Source organism: Burkholderia semiarida (assembly GCF_029268935.1).
Lineage (GTDB): Bacteria > Pseudomonadota > Gammaproteobacteria > Burkholderiales > Burkholderiaceae > Burkholderia > Burkholderia semiarida.
The window spans coordinates 1,401,849-1,420,679 of sequence record NZ_JAHLCL010000007.1 but is presented as its reverse complement, the minus strand read 5'-3'; the positions used below and the strand labels follow the sequence as shown (position 1 = coordinate 1,420,679).

Below are 18,831 nucleotides of genomic sequence, written 5' to 3'. Positions count from 1 at the left end.
ATGCGCGGCTGACGCTGTGCTATCGTTATGCAAAAAATGACATAACTCCGAAGACGGCGCCACGCATGACTTTCTTTTCGGTTCTCCTCGCCCTCATCATCGAACAGGTCCGCGCGTTGTCGCCGAGCAATCCGGTGTTCGCGCTGTTCCAGTTTCATGCGGAAACCGTCGCGCATGGCCTCGACGCCGGCAAGCAGAAGCACGGGCTCCTCGCATGGCTCGCGGTCGTGCTGCCGTGGGTGCTGATCGTCGCGCTGGTCTATTTCCTGTTGTACAAGGTGAGCTTCGTGCTCGCGTTCATATGGAACGTCGTCGTCGTGTATTTCACGCTCGGCTTCCGTCAGTTCAGCCACTACTTCACCGATATCCATCTCGCGCTCAACAACGACGACGTGCCGCGCGCGCGCGAAATCCTGCATGAGTGGACGGGTATCGACACGGTCGACATGCCGGTCGGCGAAATCGTCCGCCATACGCTGATCCATGCGGTCGTCGCGTCGCATCGGCACGTCTTCGGCGTGTTCTTCTGGTACGTGCTGCCGATCGGTCCGGCCGGCGCCGTGTTGTACCGGATTTCCGAATACCTCGCGCGCAGCTGGTCGACGCCGGGCGACGATCGCACGGCCGCGTTCTCGACGTTCGCGCAGCGCGCGTTCTTCGTGATCGACTGGATTCCGTCCCGACTGACGGCGCTCGGCTTCGCGATCGTCGGCAATTTCGAGGATGCGATCTATGCATGGCGCAACCATACGCGCCAGTGGCCCGACCCGAACGACGGCGTGCTGCTGGCGGCCGGCAGCGGGGCGCTCGGTGCGCGTCTCGCCGGGCCGCTCGCGGAACCGTCGAGCCTCGATGCGCTGGCGGTCGGCGACAGCGGTCCGTTGACGGTTGGTGACGATTGCACGCCGCGCACGCTGCAGTCGGCAGTCGGCCTCGTGTGGCGCGCGGTGATCCTGTGGATGATCCTGCTGCTGATGCTGACGCTCGCCGTCTGGGTGTCGTGACGGCGCAGCGCAGTACCCGATGAAAGACAAAGGCCGGCTGGATGCCGGCCTTTTTGCTGTGGGTCGGCGCAGTGCGTTCAGTCGTCGAGCGGGTCGCGCACGGCGCCGCATTGCCAGCACGCGGTGAATTGCGCTTCGAGCGCTTCGCCGCACTGCCGGCAGCGCCACGGTGCCGCGCCGGCCGACGGGCCGTGCGACGCGGCATCGAGCAGCCGGCGGGCCAGTGCATCGTCGCGTTCGTCGTCGAGCCACAGCTCGGGCGTGCACGCGTCGGCGGGCAGGCCGCCGAGCGCGCCGGTCGCGTAGCAGTTGTGCAGCTCGCAACCGATGCCGGCCACCTGGAGCACGTTGGCCCAATGCTGCGCGGTCGCGAGGTCGGGTGCCTTGAAACGCATCGCGGCTCCTGTCGATGAAGGCCGGCGTGGCGCCGGCCGGCCGTCGTGCACGTCGCGCGATCAGCGGACGATCTGGCTCGCCTCGTGCACGAGTTGCGCGTACAGCGCGTGCCGCGACGGCGCGATACGGCCGTCGGCGACGGCTTCGAGGATCGCGCAGCCGGGCTCGTGCAGATGATGACAATTATAGAAACGGCAGTCCGCGAGCAACGGCCGGAATTCCGGAAACGCGCGCTCGAGACGGCCTTCGGTCAGGTGGTAGAGGCCGAATTCCTGGAAGCCCGGCGAATCGATCAGCGCACCGCCGCCTTCCAGCGGGTACAGGCGCGTGAACGTCGTCGTGTGACGGCCGCTGTTGAGCGCGGCCGAAATCTCGCGGGTCGCGGCTTCGGCGTCGGGCACGAGCAGGTTCACGAGCGTCGATTTGCCCATCCCGGACTGGCCGAGCAGGATCGTCGAATGCCCGGCGAGGTGCGGCATCAGTTGTGCACGTGCGTCGTCCGGCGCGCCCTTCACCGACAGCTCGAGCACGTCGTAGCCGAGCGCGCGGTACGGCGCGAGGCGCTCGCGCGCGACCGGCAGCGCGGCCTCGACGTCGATCTTGTTCAGCACGACGAGCGGCTTCAGTTCGTTCGCTTCGGCCGCGATCAGCGCGCGGCCGAGCAGATCCTCGCTGAAATAGGGCTCGGTCGCGAGCACGATCAGCAACTGGTCGAGGTTCGCCGCGAACAGCTTCGACTTGAACTGGTCGGAGCGGTACAGCAGGTTGCGCCGTTCGCCGATCTCGACGATCACGCCCTGGTCGGCCGACGCGAGTTCGTACGCGACGCGGTCGCCGACCGCGATGTCGCTCTTCTTGCCGCGCGGGAAGCATTGCAGCATCGGGCCGCCGTCGTCGGGGGCGACGATGTAGTGGCGGCCGTGCGCCGCGATCACGCGGCCTTCGGCCCGTTGCGCGCCCGACGCGCGCGCGGCCGGCTTGCGGGAGGTCGGCCGGCTCATGCGTGCTGCAGCAGGCGGTCGATCCGCTGCGACGCGGGCGGATGCGAGTAATAGAAAGCGGTGTAGACGGGGTCGGGCGTGAGCGTCGACGCGTTGTCTTCGTAGAGTTTCACGAGCGCGCTGACGAGATCCTGCGCGTCGGTCTGGCTGGCCGCGAACGCGTCGGCCTCGAATTCGTGCTTGCGCGACGTGAGGCTGCTGAACGGCGTCGCGAAGAACAGGAACACGGGAATCGCGAGGAAGAACAGGACGAGCGCGGCGCCCGCGTTGCTGGTGTCGAGCGACGGCGTGACGCCGAGCCCCGTATAGAACCACGTGCGTTGCGCGAGCCAGCCGAGCAGCGCGAGCAGCACGAGGCTCAGCACGAACGACACGAGCATCCGCTTCATCACGTGGCGGCGCTTGAAGTGGCCGAGTTCGTGCGCAAGCACGGCTTCGATCTCCTGGCCGGACAGGCGCGCGAGCAGCGTGTCGAAGAACACGATCCGCTTCGATGCGCCGAAACCCGTGAAGTACGCGTTGCCGTGCGCGGAGCGGCGGCTGCCATCCATCACGAACAGGCCCTTGGCCGCGAAGCCGCAGCGCTTCATCAGCGACTCGATACGCGCGCGCAGCGCATCGTCCTTCAGCGGCTCGAACTTGTTGAAGAGCGGCGCGATGAAGGTCGGGTAGATCAGCAGCACGAGCATCTGGAACGCGACCCACACGATCCAGGTCCACAGCCACCACAGGTGGCCGGCCTGGTTCATCAGCCACAGCACGACGAACAGCAGCGGCAGGCCGAGCACGGCGCCGAGCAACGTGTTTTTCAGCATGTCGGTGAAGAACAGCCGCTTCGTCATCCGGTTGAAGCCGAAACGCTGCTCGATGCCGAACTGGCGGTAGTACTCGAACGGGACGTCGATCACGCCCGTGATCACGAGCACCGCGGCGACGAGGGCGACCTGCTGCCCGTAGCCGCGGCCGAGCCAGCCGGTCAGCAGCGTGTCGAGCGCGCCGACGCCGCCGAGCAGCGTGAGGCCGACCAGCACGGCCGCGCTGACGACGATCTCGAACATCGTCAGCCGGGTGCGCTCGACCGTGTAGTCGGCCGCGCGCTGGTGGGCGGTCAGCGGGATGGTGGCGCTGAACTGCGCGGGCACGCCGTTGCGGTGCGCGGCGACGAAGCGGATCTGCCGCGACGCGAGCCACAGCTTGGTGACGACCATCGCGAGTACGGCGATCGCGAACAGCAGGGTGAACGAAAAGGGTGACATCGAAGGCGCCAAAGGGTTCTATGCGAGAATTATATGTTCTTGCGGACCGGCCCCGCTCACGCGATGCCGGCCGCCCGGGCGGCGCCGCATCGGCGCGCCCGGTCCGCCATTTTCCAGGATGAATCATGACCGATACCGCCGCTTCCGCCAGCCAGCCCGCGCTCGTGCGCAACGAGTTGAACCTCGTCTGGCTCGACATGGAAATGACGGGCCTCGACCCGGATAACGACCGCATCATCGAGATCGCGGTCGTCGTGACCAATTCCACGCTCGACATCGCGGTCGAGGGCCCGGTGTTCGCGATCCACCAGAGCGACGAGACGCTCGCGAAGATGGACGACTGGAACAAGTCGACGCACGGCCGTTCGGGGCTGATCGACCGCGTGCGCGCATCGACCGTGACCGAGGCGGAAGCCGCCGCGCAACTGCAGGCGTTCCTCGCGCAGTACGTGTCGCCGGGCAAGTCGCCGATGTGCGGCAACTCGATTTGCCAGGACCGCCGCTTCATGGCGCGCTGGATGCCTGAATTCGAGCGGTTCTTCCACTACCGCAATCTCGACGTCAGTACGCTCAAGGAGCTGTGCCGCCGCTGGCAGCCGGCCATCTACAAGGGTTTTCAGAAGCGGGCGATGCACACGGCGCTCGCCGATATCCACGAGTCGATCGACGAGCTGAAGTACTACCGCGAGCATTTCCTGATTCCGGCCGCCTCGGCGCCGGCAGGCGATTCCGTGCCGGCCGTCTGAGCAGGCCGGCACGCGGCAAACGCTCAGCGCCGCGCGCTTTTCGGCCGGAACGCCGCGACCACCGCGGCGTCGGTCTCGATATACGGGCCGCCGATCAGGTCGATGCAGTAGGGCACCGCGGCGAAGATGCCGGGCACGGTCGAGTTGCCGTCGGCGTCGCGCAGCCCTTCCAGCGTTTCCCGGATCGACTTCGGCTGGCCGGGCAGGTTGATGATCAGCGCCGCATGGTCGGCCGTTTCGCGGATCACGGCGACCTGCCGCGACAGGATCGCGGTCGGCACGAAATTCAGGCTGATCTGCCGCATCTGTTCGCCGAATCCCGGCATTTCCTTCGTCGCCGCGGCCAGCGTGGCTTCCGGCGTCACGTCGCGGCGCGCGGGGCCCGTGCCGCCCGTCGTCAGCACGAGGTCGCAGCCGGCGACGTCGACCAGTTCGGCGAGCGTGGCCGAGATCGTCGGCGCGTCGTCCTGGATCAGGCGCGTCTCGGCGCGCCACGGCGAAACCAGCGCGCCGGCGAGCCATTCCTGCAGCGCCGGGATGCCCTTGTCTTCGTAAACCCCCGTGCTCGCGCGGTCGCTGATCGACACGAGGCCGACCACGAGCTCGTCCGGATGGTTACGCTTCGTCGTCATGGTCGTCTCCGGCGTCGTCGGCCGCTTCGTCGTCGCTGTCGGATGCGCCGCCCGCGGCCTTGATCCATTGGAACAGCTCGCGGAAATAGCGCGGCGGCTTGCCTTGCTGCGCTTCCTTGCGCGCGTTGCGGATCAGCGTGCGGCCTTCCTGGATGTCGGCGTCGGGGTGCTGGCGCAGGAATTCGGTCAGCGCGTCGTCGCTCGCGAGCAGTTGCTCGCGCGTGCGCTCGATCCAGTGCAGGCGGGCGGTGGCGGCCTTGTTCACGCCGCGTTGCGCGTCGAGCGCGGTGCGCAGCGCGGCCGTTTCGTCGTCGGTCAGCGAGCGCATCACGCGGCCGACGTACTGAAGCTGGCGGCGCTTGCCTTCGTGATCGGTGATCCGGCGCGCCTCGCGCACGGCGTCCGCGAGGTCCTCGGGCATCGGCATGCGCTTGAGCGCATCCTTCGGCAGGTCGACGAGCGCCTGGCCGAGTTCCTGCAGCGCGTGCATTTCGCGCTTCAACTGGGATTTGCTGGGGCGATCGTAGCCATGGTCGTCGTCCTCGACGGCAGGTTCGATCGGCTGGATTCGGGTTTTGCGTGTCATGGGCCGCATTGTATCGCGGCGCGGACACCCCAAGCTTGTCTGTGCGCGGCCCCGGACCTTGCTATGATCGCGGGATACGCAACATTTTGACCATGCGGGCGCCCGCCCGCCACCGGATACCAAGACGATGGCAGCCAATCTCGACGTACAAGCGCGCTATTTCCCGCACACGCAGGACCAGCTCAAGGAAATCGCATCGGACATCCTTCGCCATGCGAAGGCGCTCGGCGCGACGGACGCCGCGACCGAAATCTCCGAGGGCGACGGCCTGTCGGTGTCGGTGCGCCGCGGCGAAGTCGAAACGATCGAGCACAACCGCGACAAGATGGTCGGCGTCACCGTGTTCATCGGCAAGAAGCGCGGCAACGCGAGCACGTCGGACTTCTCGCCGGCCGCGATCAAGGATACCGTCGCCGCCGCCTACAACATCGCGCGCTTCACGGCCGAGGACGAAGCGGCCGGCCTTGCCGAAGCCGAGCTGCTCGAAACCGACCCGCGCGACCTCGATCTGTACCATCCGTGGGCGCTGAGCGCCGACGAGGCCGTCGAGCTCGCGCGCCGCGCGGAAGACGCCGCGTTCGCGGTCAGCCCGCAGATTCGCAATTCGGAAGGCGCGAGCGTGTCGGCGCAGCACTCGCAGTTCGTGCTCGCGACGTCGCGCGGCTTCCTCGCCGGCTACCCGTACTCGCGCCACTACATTGCGTGCGCACCGATCGCGGGCAGCGGCCGTCACATGCAGCGCGACGACTGGTATTCGTCGAAGCGCAGCGCGATCGATCTCGCCGCGCCCGAAGCGGTGGGCCGCTACGCGGCCGAACGCGCGCTCGCGCGGATGGGCGCGCGCCGTCTCGACACGCGCAAGGTGCCCGTGCTGTTCGAGGCGCCGCTCGCGGCCGGCCTGCTCGGCGCATTCGTGCAGGCGGTGAGCGGCGGCGCGCTGTACCGCAAGACGTCGTTCCTCGTCGACAGCCTCGGCAAGCCGGTGTTCGCGCCGCACATCCAGGTCGTCGAGGATCCGCACGTGCCGCGCGCGATGGGCAGCGCGCCGTTCGACGAGGAAGGCGTGCGCACGCGTGCGCGCAGCGTCGTGAAGGACGGCGTCGTGGAGGGCTACTTCCTGTCGACCTATTCGGCGCGCAAGCTCGGCACGCAAACGACCGGCAACGCGGGCGGCTCGCACAACCTCGCGCTGCGCAGCTCGAACACGCAGGCGGGCGACGACTTCGACGCGATGCTGAAGAAGCTCGGTACGGGCCTGCTGCTGACCGAGCTGATGGGGCAGGGCGTGAACTACGTGACGGGCGACTATTCGCGCGGCGCGGCGGGTTTCTGGGTGGAGAACGGCGTGATCCAGTATCCGGTCGAGGAAATCACCGTCGCCAGCACGCTGCAGGAGATGTTCCGTCATATCGTCGCGATCGGTGCGGATTCGATCGTGCGCGGTACGAAGGAAACCGGCTCGGTGCTGATCGAGCAGATGACGATCGCGGGGCAGTAAGCCGCGCGCGGCGCAGGCCGACAACAGTCAACGAAAACCCGACCGGCGTGAGCCGGTCGGGTTTTTTCATCGTGCGGAAGAAGGCGTCAGCCGCGCTTGCGTGTGTAGACGACGAACGCATAGCCGAACGAGTTCGGCGCGGCAGCCTGATGCGCGTCGCGCGAGACTTCCTGCCAGTGCGCGGCGTGAGGCGCCGGGAACGACGCGTCGCCGTCGAAGTCGGCATCGATCTCGGTGATGACCAGCTTGTCGGCGAACGCGAGACCTTCCGCATAGAGTTGCGCGCCGCCGATCAGGAATGCCTCGGGCGCGCCGTCGCGCGCGGCGAGCGCCAGCGCGTCGGCGAGCGACGTGACCGTGTCGCAGCCTTCGAAACGGCGCGTGGCGTCGCGCGTGACGACGATGTTGCGGCGGCCGGGCAGCGGCCGGCCGATCGACTCGTGGGTCTTGCGGCCCATCACGATCGGCGCGCCCATCGTCGTGCGCTTGAAGAACGCGAGATCCTCGGGAAGTTTCCAGGGCAACTGGTTGTCGCGGCCGATGATGCCGTTGCGGGCACGCGCGACGATCAGGGTCAACGTCGTCATGAAGGTCGGGGAAGAGGGAACATGCAATGGGCCGATTTTACCGGAACGGCGGCGCGCGCCGGATTCCGCCTGCCCGCGTGGGCATCGGCGTGTGTTGCGCGGTGCGCCGCGACGCGGGATGCCCGCATCACGGCGGCCGTCCGAATAAAAAGAGTGCCCGCCGGGGGACGGAGCACCAAAACATTTTGCGTCGCGAGATTGGCGATACCGGTTCCGGTCGATGGCATCCCGTCCGACCGGATCGTCGATTCGATACGCAATCCTAATTGAATTTAGACGGAAAATGATCAGGGATGCGTATTGCTTCGCGCGTTGCCTCCCATCGCATGCTGCATGTTGCCCGGTTGCGGTGCCGGCATCGGCAACTGGGGCGGCGGTGGAATCTCGTCCCACAGCGTCACGGAGGCCTGGCGCGCCGGCAGCGGTTGCGGCGCCGACACGGTCACGATACCGAACCCGTTGCCGTGCTGCCTGACCGGCACATTTTCGACAAGCAGCATCGCGCGATCCGGTCGCATGCCTTCGTCCGCGCATGCGGGTGCAGGCGGGCCGGCGGCCGAAAGCAGGAGCGTCGTCGGCACGAAAGAAAGTAAAAGGATTTTTCGCATGGTGACTGTCTCCGGTCGTTTCCGTATTCAGCGAAATACATGCCACGATACCGGGACCATTGCCGCCATTGCGATTCGCGCTCGAGCGTTGAGAATTGTGGCCGAAAACGCCTGAAAATGTTTCAGGCCTGAAACGAGGGGGCTCGGGAATATTGCTGATTCAACCAACCCGCTTCAAGGATGAAAATCGGCGCGTGTGTTGATGACGAAACCCTTCCTGCGCATGCGCTATGTGCAGATGATTGATCTGCATCGACCTCCTGAGCGATTGGGCCGGATCGCCATCGGCGCTGAAACGGGCTTGTCGTATTCTGCGCCTGTAACAAGCTGTTTGATCAAAATAACTGGACGCAAGATAAGCGCCATCATGCGAGGCATTGTCGTTGCCGCGCATCGGCATGGCGAATCGAGCCACCTTGGGCTGACCCGATTCGATCCTTTTGCACGCGACCTGACGTGTGCGGCAATCGTTAGACGGTTGATGAACGGGGTGAGGATATGGGAGCCGATCAGCGGCACGTGATCTACTATTCGCGCGAACCGAACGATGCGTTGCGCGGCCATTTCGACGAATGCGGCTGGCGCGTCGATCTTGCCGAGACCGTGCGCGACGTGCGGCGCGTCGTGCAGCAGGGCGTGGCAACCGCCGGCCTGCTCGATTTTTCGCCGGGCTTCAAGCCGTCGGATCTGCGCGAACTCGAATCCTGCCTGAGCATCCAGCACATCGGCTGGATCGCGGCGACGCGGCGCGGCCAGTTGCAGGACGCGACGCTGCGCCATCTCATCCGCGACTATTGCTTCGACTACGTGACGATGCCGTACGAAACGGCGCGCATCGTCGAGACCGTCGGCCATGCGCACGGCATGATCGCACTGACCGATGCCGTCGCGCCGCCCGTCGGCGCCGGGCGTACCGAAGGCGAGATGGTCGGCACCTGCGATGCGATGCTCGGGCTATTCAGGACGATCCGCCGTGTCGCGGCGACGGACGCACCGGTGTTCATCTCCGGCGAGTCGGGCACGGGCAAGGAGCTGACGGCGGTCGCGATTCACGAGCGGTCGTCGCGCGCGCAGGCGCCGTTCATCGCGATCAATTGCGGGGCGATACCGTCGACGCTGCTGCAGGCCGAACTGTTCGGCTATGAGCGCGGCGCATTCACCGGGGCGAACCAGCGCAAGATCGGTCGCGTCGAGGCCGCCAACGGCGGCACGCTGTTTCTCGACGAGATCGGCGATCTGCCGCTCGAAAGCCAGGCGAGCCTGCTGCGTTTCCTGCAGGAGGGCAAGATCGAGCGGCTCGGCGCGCACGTGTCGGTGCCGGTCGACGTACGCGTGATCTGCGCGACGCACGTGGACATGGAAGCGGCGCTGCGCGAAGGGCGCTTCCGCGAGGACCTGTTTCATCGGCTGTGCGTGCTGAAGATCGAGGAGCCGCCGCTGCGCGCGCGCGGCAAGGACATCGAGGTGCTCGCGCGCCACATGCTCGAGCGCTTCAAGGGCGATGCGCATCGCCGCCTGCGCGGTTTTTCCCCTGACGCGGTCGCGTCGCTGTACGGCTATTCGTGGCCCGGCAACGTGCGCGAGCTGATCAATCGCGTGCGCCGCGCGATCGTGATGTCGGAAGGCCGGATGATCACCGCGACCGACCTCGAACTGAGCGACTATGCGACGCTCGCGCCGGTGTCGCTGCTGGAGGCGCGCGAGGCGGCCGAACGGCAGGCGATCGAGCAGGCGCTGCTGCGCCATCGCGGCCGTTTCGCGGATGCCGCGCGGGAGCTCGGCGTGTCGCGCGTCACGCTCTACCGGCTGATGTGCGCGCACGGCATGCGCGAGCGCGGCGACACGCTGGCAGGGTTTTCGGCGCCGTTGCCGGAGCTTCCGCGCCACGCTTGCTAAAATTGGCGGGTGCGGCCGCCCCTCGCGGCCGAAGGAACCCGCATGAAACAGTATCTCGATCTCGTTCGTACCATTCTCGATACAGGCACCTGGCAGGAGAACCGCACGGGAATCCGCACCATCAGCATGCCGGGCGCGATGCTGCGTTTCGACCTGCAGCAAGGCTTCCCGGCCGTGACGACCAAGAAGCTCGCGTTCAAGTCCGCGATCGGAGAGCTCGTCGGCTTCCTGCGCGCATCGCGCAGCGCGGCCGATTTCCGCGCGCTCGGCTGCAAGGTGTGGGATGCGAACGCGAACGAGAACGCGCAGTGGCTCGCGAACCCGTATCGCCAGGGCGTGGACGATCTCGGCGACGTCTACGGCGTGCAATGGCGCCAGTGGCCGGGCTACAAGGTGCTCGACGCGAGCGCCGACGCGCAGATCGCCGATGCGACGCGCCGCGGCTTCCGGATCGTCACGCGTTTCGATGAGGACGGCACGTCGAAGGTGCTGCTGTACAAGGCGATCGACCAGTTGCGCCAGTGCCTGGACACGATCATCGAGAACCCGTCCGATCGCCGTATCCTGTTTCACGCGTGGAATCCGGCCGTGCTCGACCAGATCGCGCTGCCCGCATGCCATCTGCTGTACCAGTTCCTGCCGAACGCGACGAAGCGCGAAATCTCGCTGTGCCTGTACATCCGCAGTAACGACGTCGGCCTCGGCACGCCGTTCAACCTGACCGAAGGCGCCGCGCTGCTGTCGCTCGTCGGCCGGCTGACGGGCTACACGCCGCGCTGGTTCACGTATTTCATCGGCGACGCCCACATCTACGAGAACCAGCTCGACATGCTGCAACGGCAGCTCACGCGCGACCCGTACGAAAGCCCGCGGCTCGAGATTGCCGAGCGCGTGCCCGAGTACGCGAAGACGGGCGTCTATGCGCCGGAATGGCTGGAGCAGATCGAGCCGTCCGATTTCTCGCTCGTCGGCTATCGCCACCATGAGCCGCTGACCGCGCCGATGGCGGTCTGATCGCGCGGCGGGGCCGCGCGGTTTCATCGATCCGCACGCCGCAAAAAGGCTCGACCGGTATCAGCCGGTCGAGCCTTTTGTTTCATGTCCGCGGCACTTACTGGCGATGCCGCTCTTCGTGGCCGCCTTGCGGCGGCGGGCTGCTCGGGCGCGGCGCCTCGACGTGCGGCGCCGGCTGCGGGCGTGCTTCCATCCGGGGGGCGGGCATCGGCGGGCGCGGTTCCATGCGGGGTGCCGGTTGCGGCCGCGGCTCCATGCGCGGCGCCTGCGGCTGCGGACGCGGCATGTCGTGCACCGCGGGCGCCGGCGGGCGGTACTCGTTCACGCGCGGCGGCGCGACTTCGCGACGGGGCGCCGGTTGGGCGAAGTCCGGGCGCGGTTGCGGCGCGGGGGCGGCCCGCTCCGGTTGCGGCTGCGCATGCCGGGCCGGCGTCGGGAAATCGGGGCGCGGATGTGGTTGCGGAATCTGCGCGGTATGGTCGGACTGCGGTTGCGGCAGTGCGCGAGGCGCTTCGTTGCGCCCGCCGGATTGCCCACCCTGCGGAGCCGGCACGCCGTCCGGATGCGGGAGCGCCGCGCTGCGCACGGGCGACAGCGCGTTCTGTCCCGCCGCGTGTAGCGCGGCAGGCGGAGCAGGGCGCTGATGCGCCATCGGCGTGTGCGGCTGCATCCACACGGGCGACGGCGCGTTCGCTACGTGCGCATCGCCCGTCCGCGCCGGAACGTCGTTCGCGCCCGGCGGATGCGGGACGCCATTGCCGGGCGCGAACGCCTGATGCGGCATCGGATTGCCGGGCGCCTGCGGCGTGCCGCCGTTGGCGAAACGCGGTGCGTTGGGCGTTTCGCCGTTCGCCGGCCGCGCGACATTCGGCATGCCCGGCGCCGGTGCGCCCGGCTGTCCGGCCCGCACGTCGGCCGGCTGGCCTTCGCGCGGCGCGCGGGCCGGCTGCACGACCGGGCCGTGCGGATTCACGAGCTGCACGTTGTGCATCGCCCATGCGCCGCCGCCCGGCTTGCCCGGCACGCGGACCGGGCGAGCCGTATAGTCGGCCGGTACGTTCGTCTTCACGACGGGCGCACCGGCCCCCGGTACGCGCCCGCCCTGCTGCGCGAGGTGAGCGGCGGCCTGGTCGCGATACGCGGCCGGCACGGCCGGATTGCGCGTCGCCACGAACGGGTGCTGCGCGATCGCCGCCGGCGGGCGGTAGCCGGCATTGCGCAGCCCGCCGGTGAAACTCTGGCGCACCGGCGCGATGCCGGGCGTGCCCGGCATCACGTGCGCGTTGCGCCATTGCCGCGGATCGACGGGCTGCGCGAAGTGCGCGACCGGCTGGCCGTGCACGAACGCGGCGGCCGGCACGGCCGTGATCGCGTGCGGCGCGCGCAAGTTCACGTACGTCTTGTTGATGTTGGTGATATTGGTGATGTTCGTCACGTTCACGGTCTTGTTCACGTTGACGTTGTTCACCACGATGTTGCGGTTGACGCGGTCGTAGTAGTGCGGGCTCCAGCCGCCCCAGCCCGGATGCCACGCCTCGCCCGGGCCGAGCGCGAACCATGCGCAGCCGGCCGCGGCCACGCCACCGACCGTGAGCGCGACGCTCCAGTCGGAACCGCCGCCGCCACCGCCGCCCACGAACGCGACGAGCGCCGGCGCGTAGACGGGTGGCTGGCTGACGACCATCGGGCCGGGCACCCATGCCCAACTGTCGTCGACGTACGCCCAGCGGCCGTAGTGATAGGGCGCGAAGCCCCACGGCGCGTCGTCGACCCAGGTCCAGCCCCACGGCGCCTGCCAGATCCAGTGACCGTCGTGATACGGCGCCCAGTCGGCCGGCGTGTTGTTCGGCACCCATACCGCGCCGTAATTCGGGGTTTCGCGCCATGTGCCGTTCGCGTCGAGATCCTGGTAGCCCGGAATGTCGCGGGACACGTACCGGGCCGACACCGAGCGCGCTTCGGCCGCGTCGCGGCTGGCGGCCCACTGGTCGAGCGCGTCGGGGGCCGGTGCGGCCGATTGCTGCACGACCTGCAGGTCGGTGCCCGTGAACACGACCTGCTGGCCGGGCGACAGCGGATACTGTCCGTTGCTGCCGTAGACGGTCGCGCTGCCGCTGCGCACCGTCACCGTCGTGCTCGCGCCGTTCGGCGCGACATCGACGCGATAGTCGCCCGGGCCCGTGATGCCGAGCGCGAGATTCGGCGTGTCGATTTCGTACGATCCGCCGGCCGGCAGATCGCGCACGTGTGTCGACACGGTGCCGAGCCCCACTTTCAGCTGCGTCGTCGTATCGTCGAGGTTCAGCACCGACAGGCTCGTCGATTCGCCGAGCCGCACCGCGGTCGAGCCGACGTGCAGTTCCGAGCGCGCGCCGGCATCGTTCCAGAGTTGGTCGCCGGTCGTCAGCGGCCGGTTGACCGCCGCATACGACCACGTATCGGTGCCGGCCGGTTCGGTCGTCACGGCGCCCGACAGGTAATTGAGCCGCGCGACGCGGCCGGGCGGATCGCCGCCCGGTTGCCGTGCCGCGGCCATATTCGGCGGCGCGTCGACCGATTGCGCGAAGGCGGGCGGCAGCGCCGCAAGCGCGACGAACGCGAGCAGCGTGCAGCGGGCGGTGCGCTTGAGCGTGAACAGGGTGGCCATGGTGAGCGTCATTGTCGTGATGGCGGCGCGCCGATTCGTGCCGTCGAGTTCACAATATCCGCTTGGCCTGTTTCAAGGCACGGTGTTTTGTAAGTCGAGTGGCACGCGATGTAACAAAACCTCTCCATCGCGCGCCGTTGTCGTGCAGTTGCAATGCCGGCGTCAAGCGGACGTAAGCCACGCATCGAAAACCTGCTGCCCGCGCACCGTGACGCGCAGCACGCGCGGCCGGGCAGCACGCTCGATCCAGCCATGTGAACAGAAGCTATCGAGCAGCGCCGCGCCGAGTGCGCCGCCGAGGTGCGAGCGCCGCTCGCTCCAGTCGAGACAGCCGCACGCGAAGCGGCGCCGGCGCATGCGCTGCTGCGCGACGTCGATGCCCCATTGCGCGAGCGCCTGCGTGCCGAGCTCGGTGGTCTCGATCGCGTCGCCGTTTGCGAGCAGCCAGCCGCGCGCGGTGAGGCCGTCGAAGATGCGCACCGCGAGCTCGCCGGCCATGTGGTCGTAGCAGGTGCGTGCATAGCGCAGTTCGGCCGGGACCGCGCGCGACGGCGGCGGAACCGGGCGATGCGGCGCGGCCGCGCGGGCGACGTTGGCCATCGCTTCGAGCGAGGCCGCGATGTCGGCCGATGCAATGCGGTAGTAGCGATGCCGGCCGCGCACGTCGAGGGCCAGCAGGCCGCCTTCGGTCAGGCGCGCGAGGTGCGCGCTGGCCGCGGACGGCGACAGCCCCGCGATCATCGTCAGTTCGCCGGCCGGGCGCGCGCTGCCGTCCATCAGCACCCACAGCATCGCGGCGCGGCCGGGATCGGCGAGCAGCGCGCCGATGCGGCTCAGGCCCGGAAAATGGTGGTCGTCTTGATCGGTCATCGTCGTGTCTCGTCGAGCGGGATGAGGGGCAGTGTAGTCGGTGCCCGCATTCGATGTTTCGCTTTCGGATGAAATGTCGAACGCAGCGGCGGCGCCGCTGCGCGGACCGGCCGCGGGCGGTTGCAGGGCACGCGTAGAATGGCCGGACGCGGCGGCAGCGGGCCGCCGCATGTGACGCGATGCGAAGATGAAGACGATTTTCTGTGTGTTGGCGGCCGCGCTCCTCTGCGCGGCCTGTGCGCCCGGTGGCGCGGGCGCGACCGGAGCGCGCGGCGGCAGTATCGAGATGTACGGGACGATCGACCAGGGCATCACCGTGCGCCGCTGACGTTCGCGCGCGGTCGGTATGGCCGCCGCAGCCCCGCCACACGGGGCCCGCCGCGACGCATTGCCGCAGTGCAACGTATAATGGCCCCATCACAGCGCCCCTGCCGCCTGGAGCCAGAACAATGCCCCAACCGTCCCCCGTGCCGGCCGCCCTCGACCGCACCGAAACCGTATTCCGCTTCCTTGCCGAGCCTTCGTCCGTGAACTTCGGCGGCAAGGTGCACGGCGGCGCGCTGATGAAGTGGATCGACGAAGTCGCGTATGCGTGCGCGGCGGTCTGGTCGAGCCGCTATTGCGTGACGGTCAGCGTCGGCAACATCCGCTTCCAGCGTCCGATCCTGGTCGGCAATCTGGTCGAGCTGAAGGCGCGCGTCGTGGCGACGGGCCGTACCAGCATGCACATCCATGTGTCGGTGCACGCGGGCGATCCGAAGGGCGGCGTGTTGCGTCAGACGACCGATTGCCTCGTCGTGTTCGTCGCGGTCGACGAGAACGGCAACCCGGTGCCGGTACCGCCGTTCGTGCCGGAAACCGACGAGCAGCGGGTACTGGCGAAATATGCGGCCGACGTGCGGGCCGCGCTCGACAAGATCGTCGAGATGAAGCCGGAAGAAGTCGCGAAGGGCACCGTCTGAGTGCCGCGGGCGCCGCGCTCGTCGCGCCGCGCCCGTCGTTCCGCCGTCCCGCCGTTACCGCGTCCCGATCATCTGCTCGGGGCGTACCCACGCATCGAATTCCGCTTCCGTCAGGTAGCCGAGCGCGAGCGCGGCCGCCTTCAGCGTCGTGCCTTCCTTGTGCGCCTTCTTCGCGATCTGCGCGGACTTGTCGTAGCCGATGTGCGGATTGAGCGCCGTCACGAGCATCAGCGATTCGTTCAGCAGCAGGTCGATCCGCGAACGGTTCGGCTCGATGCCCACCGCGCAGTGATCGTTGAAGCTCTGCGCGCCGTCGGCGAGCAGCCGCACCGACTGCAGCACGTTGTGCGCGATCATCGGCCGGAACACGTTCAGCTCGAAATTGCCGCTCGCGCCGCCGACGTTGACCGCGACGTCGTTGCCGAACACCTGGCAGCACAGCATCGTCACGGCTTCCGACTGCGTCGGATTCACCTTGCCCGGCATGATCGAGCTGCCCGGCTCGTTTTCCGGAATCGACAGCTCGCCCAGCCCGCAGCGCGGCCCGCTCGCGAGCCAACGCACGTCGTTCGCGATCTTCATCAGGCTCGCCGCGACCGTCTTCAGCGCGCCGTGCGCGAACACCAGCGCGTCGGCGGCCGCCATCACCTCGAACTTGCTCGGCGCGGTCACGAACGGCAGCTTCGTCAGACGGCCGATCTCGTCGGCCACGCGCACCGCGAACGCCGGATGCGCGTTCAGCCCCGTGCCGACCGCGGTGCCGCCGAGCGCGAGCTCGTACAGGTGCGGCAGCGCCGATTCGACGTGACGGATGCCCTGGTCGAGCTGCGCGACATAGCCGGAGAACTCCTGGCCGAGCGTGAGCGGCGTCGCGTCCTGCAGGTGCGTGCGGCCGATCTTCACGATGTCGGCGAATGCCTTCGACTTCGCGTCGAGCGTCGCGCGCAGCGTGCGCAGCGCCGGCAGCAGGTGGTTGACGATCGCATACGCGGCCGCGATGTGCATCGCGGTCGGGAACACGTCGTTTGACGACTGGCCGCGGTTCACGTCGTCGTTCGGATGAACCTTGCGCGCCTCGCCGCGCTCGCCGCCCATCAGCTCGCTCGCGCGGTTCGCGATCACCTCGTTGAGGTTCATGTTGGTCTGCGTGCCGGAGCCCGTCTGCCACACCGCGAGCGGGAATTCGCGCGGATGCTTGCCGGCGATGATCTCGTCGGCGGCCGCGATGATCGCGTGTGCCTTGTCGTCGGCGAGCACGCCGAGCGACTGGTTGACGGCCGCCGCGGCGCGCTTGACGATCGCGAGCGCGTGGATCAGCTCGGGCGACTGCTTCTCCGTCGAGATCCGGAAATTCTGCAGCGAGCGCTCGGTCTGCGCGCCCCAGAGCCGATCGGCCGGCACGGCGATCTCGCCGAACGTGTCGCGTTCCATCCGAACTGCTTCGTTCATGATGCACTCCTCCTGGAAAGGGGAAAGGCCGCGCGTCGTCGCGCGGCGTCAGACGTAATCAGACGTATCGTGAGGCAGTCGCGCCGCTTGCGCGGCGTCTCGAGGTGCTCAGCCGACAAGGATAGCGCCGGCCGCGATTTCGTGTCGTGTCGCGCCCAGGGCGCGTTGCGCGCGCAAACAGGCGCTAGCGCGCCGCCGCGATGAGCGAGGTGGTCTTGCGGTGAAAGCGCCAGGCCATCAGCGCGGCAACGCTCGCGAGGCCGGCCGCGAGCCCCCACCACAGGCCGCGCGCGCCCAGGCCGGCGTGGAACGCGAACCAGTAGCCGGTCGGGAAGCCGATGCCCCAGTAGCCGAAGGTCGCGGCGAGCATCGGGATGCGCGTGTCCTTCAGGCCGCGCAGCGCACCCGACGCGACGGTCTGCATCCCGTCGACGATCTGGAACACCGCGGCGATGCCGAGCAGCGACGCGGCGAGCGATACCGTCGCCGCATTGGCCGGATCGTCGAGGTGCAGGTACAGGCCGACGATCGTATGCGGCGCGACGATCATCACGAGGCCCGACAGCGACATGAAGCCGACGCCGAGCGCGAGCGCGACGAAGCCCGCGTGCCGCGCGGCGACGGGCGAGCCCGCGCCGACCCAGTAGCCGACGCGCACGTTCGCCGCCTGGCCGATCGCGAGCGGCACCATGAACGACACCGACGCGACGTTCAGTGCGATCTGGTGCGCGGCGAGCGACGTCGCGCCCAGCACGCCGACCGTGAGGCCGGTGGCGAGAAAGAGCGTCGATTCGACGCCATACGTGATCGCGACCGGCCAGCCGATGCCGATCAACTCGCCCATCACGGGCAGCTTCGGGCGCGCGGCGGTCACGAAATGGCGAAAGCGCTGCCGGCCGTGCAGCAGCCAGATCAGCGCGAGCGCGGTGAGCCAGATCGTGATCGTCGTCGCGACGGCCGAGCCGAGAAAGCCGAGGCGCGGCAGCCCGAATGCGCCGTGGATCAGCCCGTAGTTCAGCACGCCGTTGACGCCGACGCCGCCGATCGACACCCACAGCAGCCGTCGCGCGGCGCCGATCGCCGGCAGGAACGCGCGCATCAGCCCGACGCCGATCAGGCTGCCGAGCGCCGCGAAGCGCAGGATGCCCGTGTATTCGCCGACGTGATGCGCGAGCAGCGGCGGCTCGTGGAACATCAGCAGGATCGGTTCGGCGAGCGACAGCGCGACGATGGCCGGAATCGCGAGCAGCACGGACAGCGCGAAGCCGGTCCAGTAGATGTGCGGCACGCGGTCCTCGGCCTGCGCGCCGCGCGCATGTGCGACGCTCACGCTGACCGACGACAGCACGCCTTGCAGGATCGTCACGATCACGAAGAAGAAGTTCGCGCCGAGCCCGCCCGCCGCGAGCGAATCGGGGCCGAGCGAACCGAGCAGCACCGTGTCGGTGACGCTCATCGCCATCTGGGAAAGTTGCGCGATCGCGAGCGGCGCGGCGAGGCGCGCGGTATCGGCGGCATGACTGGACAGGGACGGCGGCGCGGCGGCCGTCCGCGTGAGACCGGAATGCGACATGGAATGGGCGCTCGCGCGGGTGCGGGCCCGCGCTCTGTGTATTTATTTTGAGAGACGGCTAGCTTACGGCTTTATGCGTACCGTGTCGAACGCGTGCGCCGATGGC

General features: G+C 68.3%; 19 protein-coding genes. 8 read left to right on the top strand and 11 right to left on the bottom strand.

Going from position 1 to position 18,831, the window contains the following annotated elements:
* Positions 1-65: 65 nt before the first annotated feature.
* Positions 66-1,004 (top strand): CobD/CbiB family protein, encoded by a 939-nt coding sequence (locus KPB06_RS19470; RefSeq protein WP_059574045.1) that lies wholly within the window; start codon positions 66-68, stop codon positions 1,002-1,004.
* A gap of 77 nt (positions 1,005-1,081) precedes the next feature.
* On the opposite strand, the gene KPB06_RS19465 is transcribed toward KPB06_RS19470, so the two are convergent.
* The 3 genes from KPB06_RS19465 to KPB06_RS19455 are packed head-to-tail and all read right to left on the bottom strand — an operon-like array spanning position 1,082 to position 3,657.
* Positions 1,082-1,399, bottom strand: a complete 318-nt coding sequence (locus tag KPB06_RS19465) for a putative signal transducing protein (protein ID WP_011351362.1) — start codon at positions 1,397-1,399, stop codon at positions 1,082-1,084.
* A 60-nt stretch (positions 1,400-1,459) separates the two neighbouring features.
* A complete protein-coding gene (gene rsgA, locus KPB06_RS19460; protein WP_059574044.1) occupies positions 1,460-2,401 on the bottom strand; it encodes a ribosome small subunit-dependent GTPase A in 942 nt (313 codons plus the stop codon).
* Positions 2,398-3,657 carry a M48 family metallopeptidase gene (locus KPB06_RS19455; protein WP_059574043.1) on the bottom strand — a complete coding sequence of 420 codons (1,260 nt, stop codon included), beginning with the start codon at positions 3,655-3,657 and terminating at the stop codon, positions 2,398-2,400. Before KPB06_RS19455 ends, rsgA begins: the two co-directional genes overlap by 4 nt.
* A gap of 125 nt (positions 3,658-3,782) precedes the next feature.
* Between KPB06_RS19455 and orn the strand changes: the two genes are divergently transcribed.
* The gene (orn, locus tag KPB06_RS19450) at positions 3,783-4,403 is read left to right on the top strand and encodes an oligoribonuclease (RefSeq protein ID WP_059574042.1); all 621 of its coding nucleotides are present in this window, start codon (positions 3,783-3,785) and stop codon (positions 4,401-4,403) included.
* 23 nt (positions 4,404-4,426) lie between these two features.
* Here orn and mog read toward each other — a convergent pair whose 3' ends face one another.
* On the bottom strand, positions 4,427-5,035 hold the full coding sequence (mog, locus tag KPB06_RS19445; RefSeq protein ID WP_081066587.1) for a molybdopterin adenylyltransferase: 609 nt from the start codon (positions 5,033-5,035) through the stop codon (positions 4,427-4,429).
* Positions 5,019-5,621, bottom strand: a complete 603-nt coding sequence (gene yjgA / locus KPB06_RS19440) for a ribosome biogenesis factor YjgA (protein WP_275906232.1) — start codon at positions 5,619-5,621, stop codon at positions 5,019-5,021. The genes mog and yjgA overlap by 17 nt, the downstream gene beginning before the upstream one ends.
* 127 nt (positions 5,622-5,748) lie before the next feature.
* On the opposite strand from yjgA, the gene pmbA reads away from it, so the two are divergent.
* Positions 5,749-7,119, top strand: coding sequence for a metalloprotease PmbA (gene pmbA, locus KPB06_RS19435; protein ID WP_059574040.1), 1,371 nt, complete (start codon positions 5,749-5,751; stop codon positions 7,117-7,119).
* Between the two features lie 86 nt (positions 7,120-7,205).
* Here the strand turns inward: pmbA and KPB06_RS19430 are convergent, their stop codons facing one another.
* Both KPB06_RS19430 and KPB06_RS19425 read right to left on the bottom strand, forming a co-directional pair.
* Positions 7,206-7,706, bottom strand: coding sequence for a dihydrofolate reductase (locus tag KPB06_RS19430; protein ID WP_059574039.1), 501 nt, complete (start codon positions 7,704-7,706; stop codon positions 7,206-7,208).
* Positions 7,707-7,993: 287 nt separating this feature from the next.
* Positions 7,994-8,206, bottom strand: coding sequence for a hypothetical protein (locus KPB06_RS19425; RefSeq protein WP_226093723.1), 213 nt, complete (start codon positions 8,204-8,206; stop codon positions 7,994-7,996).
* A 310-nt stretch (positions 8,207-8,516) separates the two neighbouring features.
* Between KPB06_RS19425 and KPB06_RS19420 the strand changes: the two genes are divergently transcribed.
* Genes KPB06_RS19420 through KPB06_RS19410 form a run of 3 tightly spaced genes read left to right on the top strand, consistent with a single transcriptional unit; the run spans position 8,517 to position 11,224 of the window.
* The gene (locus KPB06_RS19420; RefSeq protein WP_155634601.1) at positions 8,517-8,837 is read left to right on the top strand and encodes a hypothetical protein; all 321 of its coding nucleotides are present in this window, start codon (positions 8,517-8,519) and stop codon (positions 8,835-8,837) included.
* Entirely contained in the window at positions 8,813-10,210 is a 1,398-nt protein-coding gene (locus KPB06_RS19415) for a sigma-54 dependent transcriptional regulator (RefSeq protein WP_059574037.1), read from the top strand. The genes KPB06_RS19420 and KPB06_RS19415 overlap by 25 nt, the downstream gene beginning before the upstream one ends.
* Positions 10,211-10,252: 42 nt before the next feature.
* Complete coding sequence (locus tag KPB06_RS19410) at positions 10,253-11,224, top strand: thymidylate synthase (RefSeq protein WP_059574036.1); 972 nt, start codon at positions 10,253-10,255, stop codon at positions 11,222-11,224.
* Between the two features lie 97 nt (positions 11,225-11,321).
* Here KPB06_RS19410 and KPB06_RS19405 read toward each other — a convergent pair whose 3' ends face one another.
* Positions 11,322-13,871 carry a DUF6600 domain-containing protein gene (locus tag KPB06_RS19405; RefSeq protein WP_060011724.1) on the bottom strand — a complete coding sequence of 850 codons (2,550 nt, stop codon included), beginning with the start codon at positions 13,869-13,871 and terminating at the stop codon, positions 11,322-11,324.
* Between the two features lie 162 nt (positions 13,872-14,033).
* Complete coding sequence (locus KPB06_RS19400; RefSeq protein ID WP_059574035.1) at positions 14,034-14,741, bottom strand: ArsR/SmtB family transcription factor; 708 nt, start codon at positions 14,739-14,741, stop codon at positions 14,034-14,036.
* 187 nt (positions 14,742-14,928) lie between these two features.
* On the opposite strand from KPB06_RS19400, the gene KPB06_RS19395 reads away from it, so the two are divergent.
* On the top strand, positions 14,929-15,069 hold the full coding sequence (locus KPB06_RS19395) for a hypothetical protein (RefSeq protein ID WP_167351605.1): 141 nt from the start codon (positions 14,929-14,931) through the stop codon (positions 15,067-15,069).
* A 121-nt stretch (positions 15,070-15,190) separates the two neighbouring features.
* On the top strand, positions 15,191-15,703 hold the full coding sequence (locus tag KPB06_RS19390) for an acyl-CoA thioesterase (RefSeq protein WP_023475851.1): 513 nt from the start codon (positions 15,191-15,193) through the stop codon (positions 15,701-15,703).
* A gap of 54 nt (positions 15,704-15,757) precedes the next feature.
* On the opposite strand, the gene fumC is transcribed toward KPB06_RS19390, so the two are convergent.
* Together fumC and norM are read right to left on the bottom strand one after the other, a co-directional pair.
* Positions 15,758-17,152 carry a class II fumarate hydratase gene (fumC, locus tag KPB06_RS19385; RefSeq protein WP_059574034.1) on the bottom strand — a complete coding sequence of 465 codons (1,395 nt, stop codon included), beginning with the start codon at positions 17,150-17,152 and terminating at the stop codon, positions 15,758-15,760.
* Positions 17,153-17,336: 184 nt separating this feature from the next.
* Complete coding sequence (norM, locus tag KPB06_RS19380) at positions 17,337-18,725, bottom strand: multidrug efflux MATE transporter NorM (protein ID WP_059574033.1); 1,389 nt, start codon at positions 18,723-18,725, stop codon at positions 17,337-17,339.
* Between the last annotated feature and the right edge of the window lie 106 nt (positions 18,726-18,831).

What these genes read in the sequence shown, in the direction of transcription:
- KPB06_RS19470 (WP_059574045.1), top strand. Translation starts at nt 66, where the DNA reads ATGACTTTCTTTTCGGTTCTCCTCGCCCTCATCATCGAACAGGTCCGC.
- KPB06_RS19465 (WP_011351362.1), bottom strand. Translation starts at nt 1,399, where the DNA reads ATGCGTTTCAAGGCACCCGACCTCGCGACCGCGCAGCATTGGGCCAAC.
- rsgA (WP_059574044.1), bottom strand. Translation starts at nt 2,401, where the DNA reads ATGAGCCGGCCGACCTCCCGCAAGCCGGCCGCGCGCGCGTCGGGCGCG.
- KPB06_RS19455 (WP_059574043.1), bottom strand. Translation starts at nt 3,657, where the DNA reads ATGTCACCCTTTTCGTTCACCCTGCTGTTCGCGATCGCCGTACTCGCG.
- orn (WP_059574042.1), top strand. Translation starts at nt 3,783, where the DNA reads ATGACCGATACCGCCGCTTCCGCCAGCCAGCCCGCGCTCGTGCGCAAC.
- mog (WP_081066587.1), bottom strand. Translation starts at nt 5,035, where the DNA reads ATGACGACGAAGCGTAACCATCCGGACGAGCTCGTGGTCGGCCTCGTG.
- yjgA (WP_275906232.1), bottom strand. Translation starts at nt 5,621, where the DNA reads ATGACACGCAAAACCCGAATCCAGCCGATCGAACCTGCCGTCGAGGAC.
- pmbA (WP_059574040.1), top strand. Translation starts at nt 5,749, where the DNA reads ATGGCAGCCAATCTCGACGTACAAGCGCGCTATTTCCCGCACACGCAG.
- KPB06_RS19430 (WP_059574039.1), bottom strand. Translation starts at nt 7,706, where the DNA reads ATGACGACGTTGACCCTGATCGTCGCGCGTGCCCGCAACGGCATCATC.
- KPB06_RS19425 (WP_226093723.1), bottom strand. Translation starts at nt 8,206, where the DNA reads ATGCTGCTTGTCGAAAATGTGCCGGTCAGGCAGCACGGCAACGGGTTC.
- KPB06_RS19420 (WP_155634601.1), top strand. Translation starts at nt 8,517, where the DNA reads ATGACGAAACCCTTCCTGCGCATGCGCTATGTGCAGATGATTGATCTG.
- KPB06_RS19415 (WP_059574037.1), top strand. Translation starts at nt 8,813, where the DNA reads ATGGGAGCCGATCAGCGGCACGTGATCTACTATTCGCGCGAACCGAAC.
- KPB06_RS19410 (WP_059574036.1), top strand. Translation starts at nt 10,253, where the DNA reads ATGAAACAGTATCTCGATCTCGTTCGTACCATTCTCGATACAGGCACC.
- KPB06_RS19405 (WP_060011724.1), bottom strand. Translation starts at nt 13,871, where the DNA reads ATGGCCACCCTGTTCACGCTCAAGCGCACCGCCCGCTGCACGCTGCTC.
- KPB06_RS19400 (WP_059574035.1), bottom strand. Translation starts at nt 14,741, where the DNA reads ATGACCGATCAAGACGACCACCATTTTCCGGGCCTGAGCCGCATCGGC.
- KPB06_RS19395 (WP_167351605.1), top strand. Translation starts at nt 14,929, where the DNA reads ATGAAGACGATTTTCTGTGTGTTGGCGGCCGCGCTCCTCTGCGCGGCC.
- KPB06_RS19390 (WP_023475851.1), top strand. Translation starts at nt 15,191, where the DNA reads ATGCCCCAACCGTCCCCCGTGCCGGCCGCCCTCGACCGCACCGAAACC.
- fumC (WP_059574034.1), bottom strand. Translation starts at nt 17,152, where the DNA reads ATGAACGAAGCAGTTCGGATGGAACGCGACACGTTCGGCGAGATCGCC.
- norM (WP_059574033.1), bottom strand. Translation starts at nt 18,725, where the DNA reads ATGTCGCATTCCGGTCTCACGCGGACGGCCGCCGCGCCGCCGTCCCTG.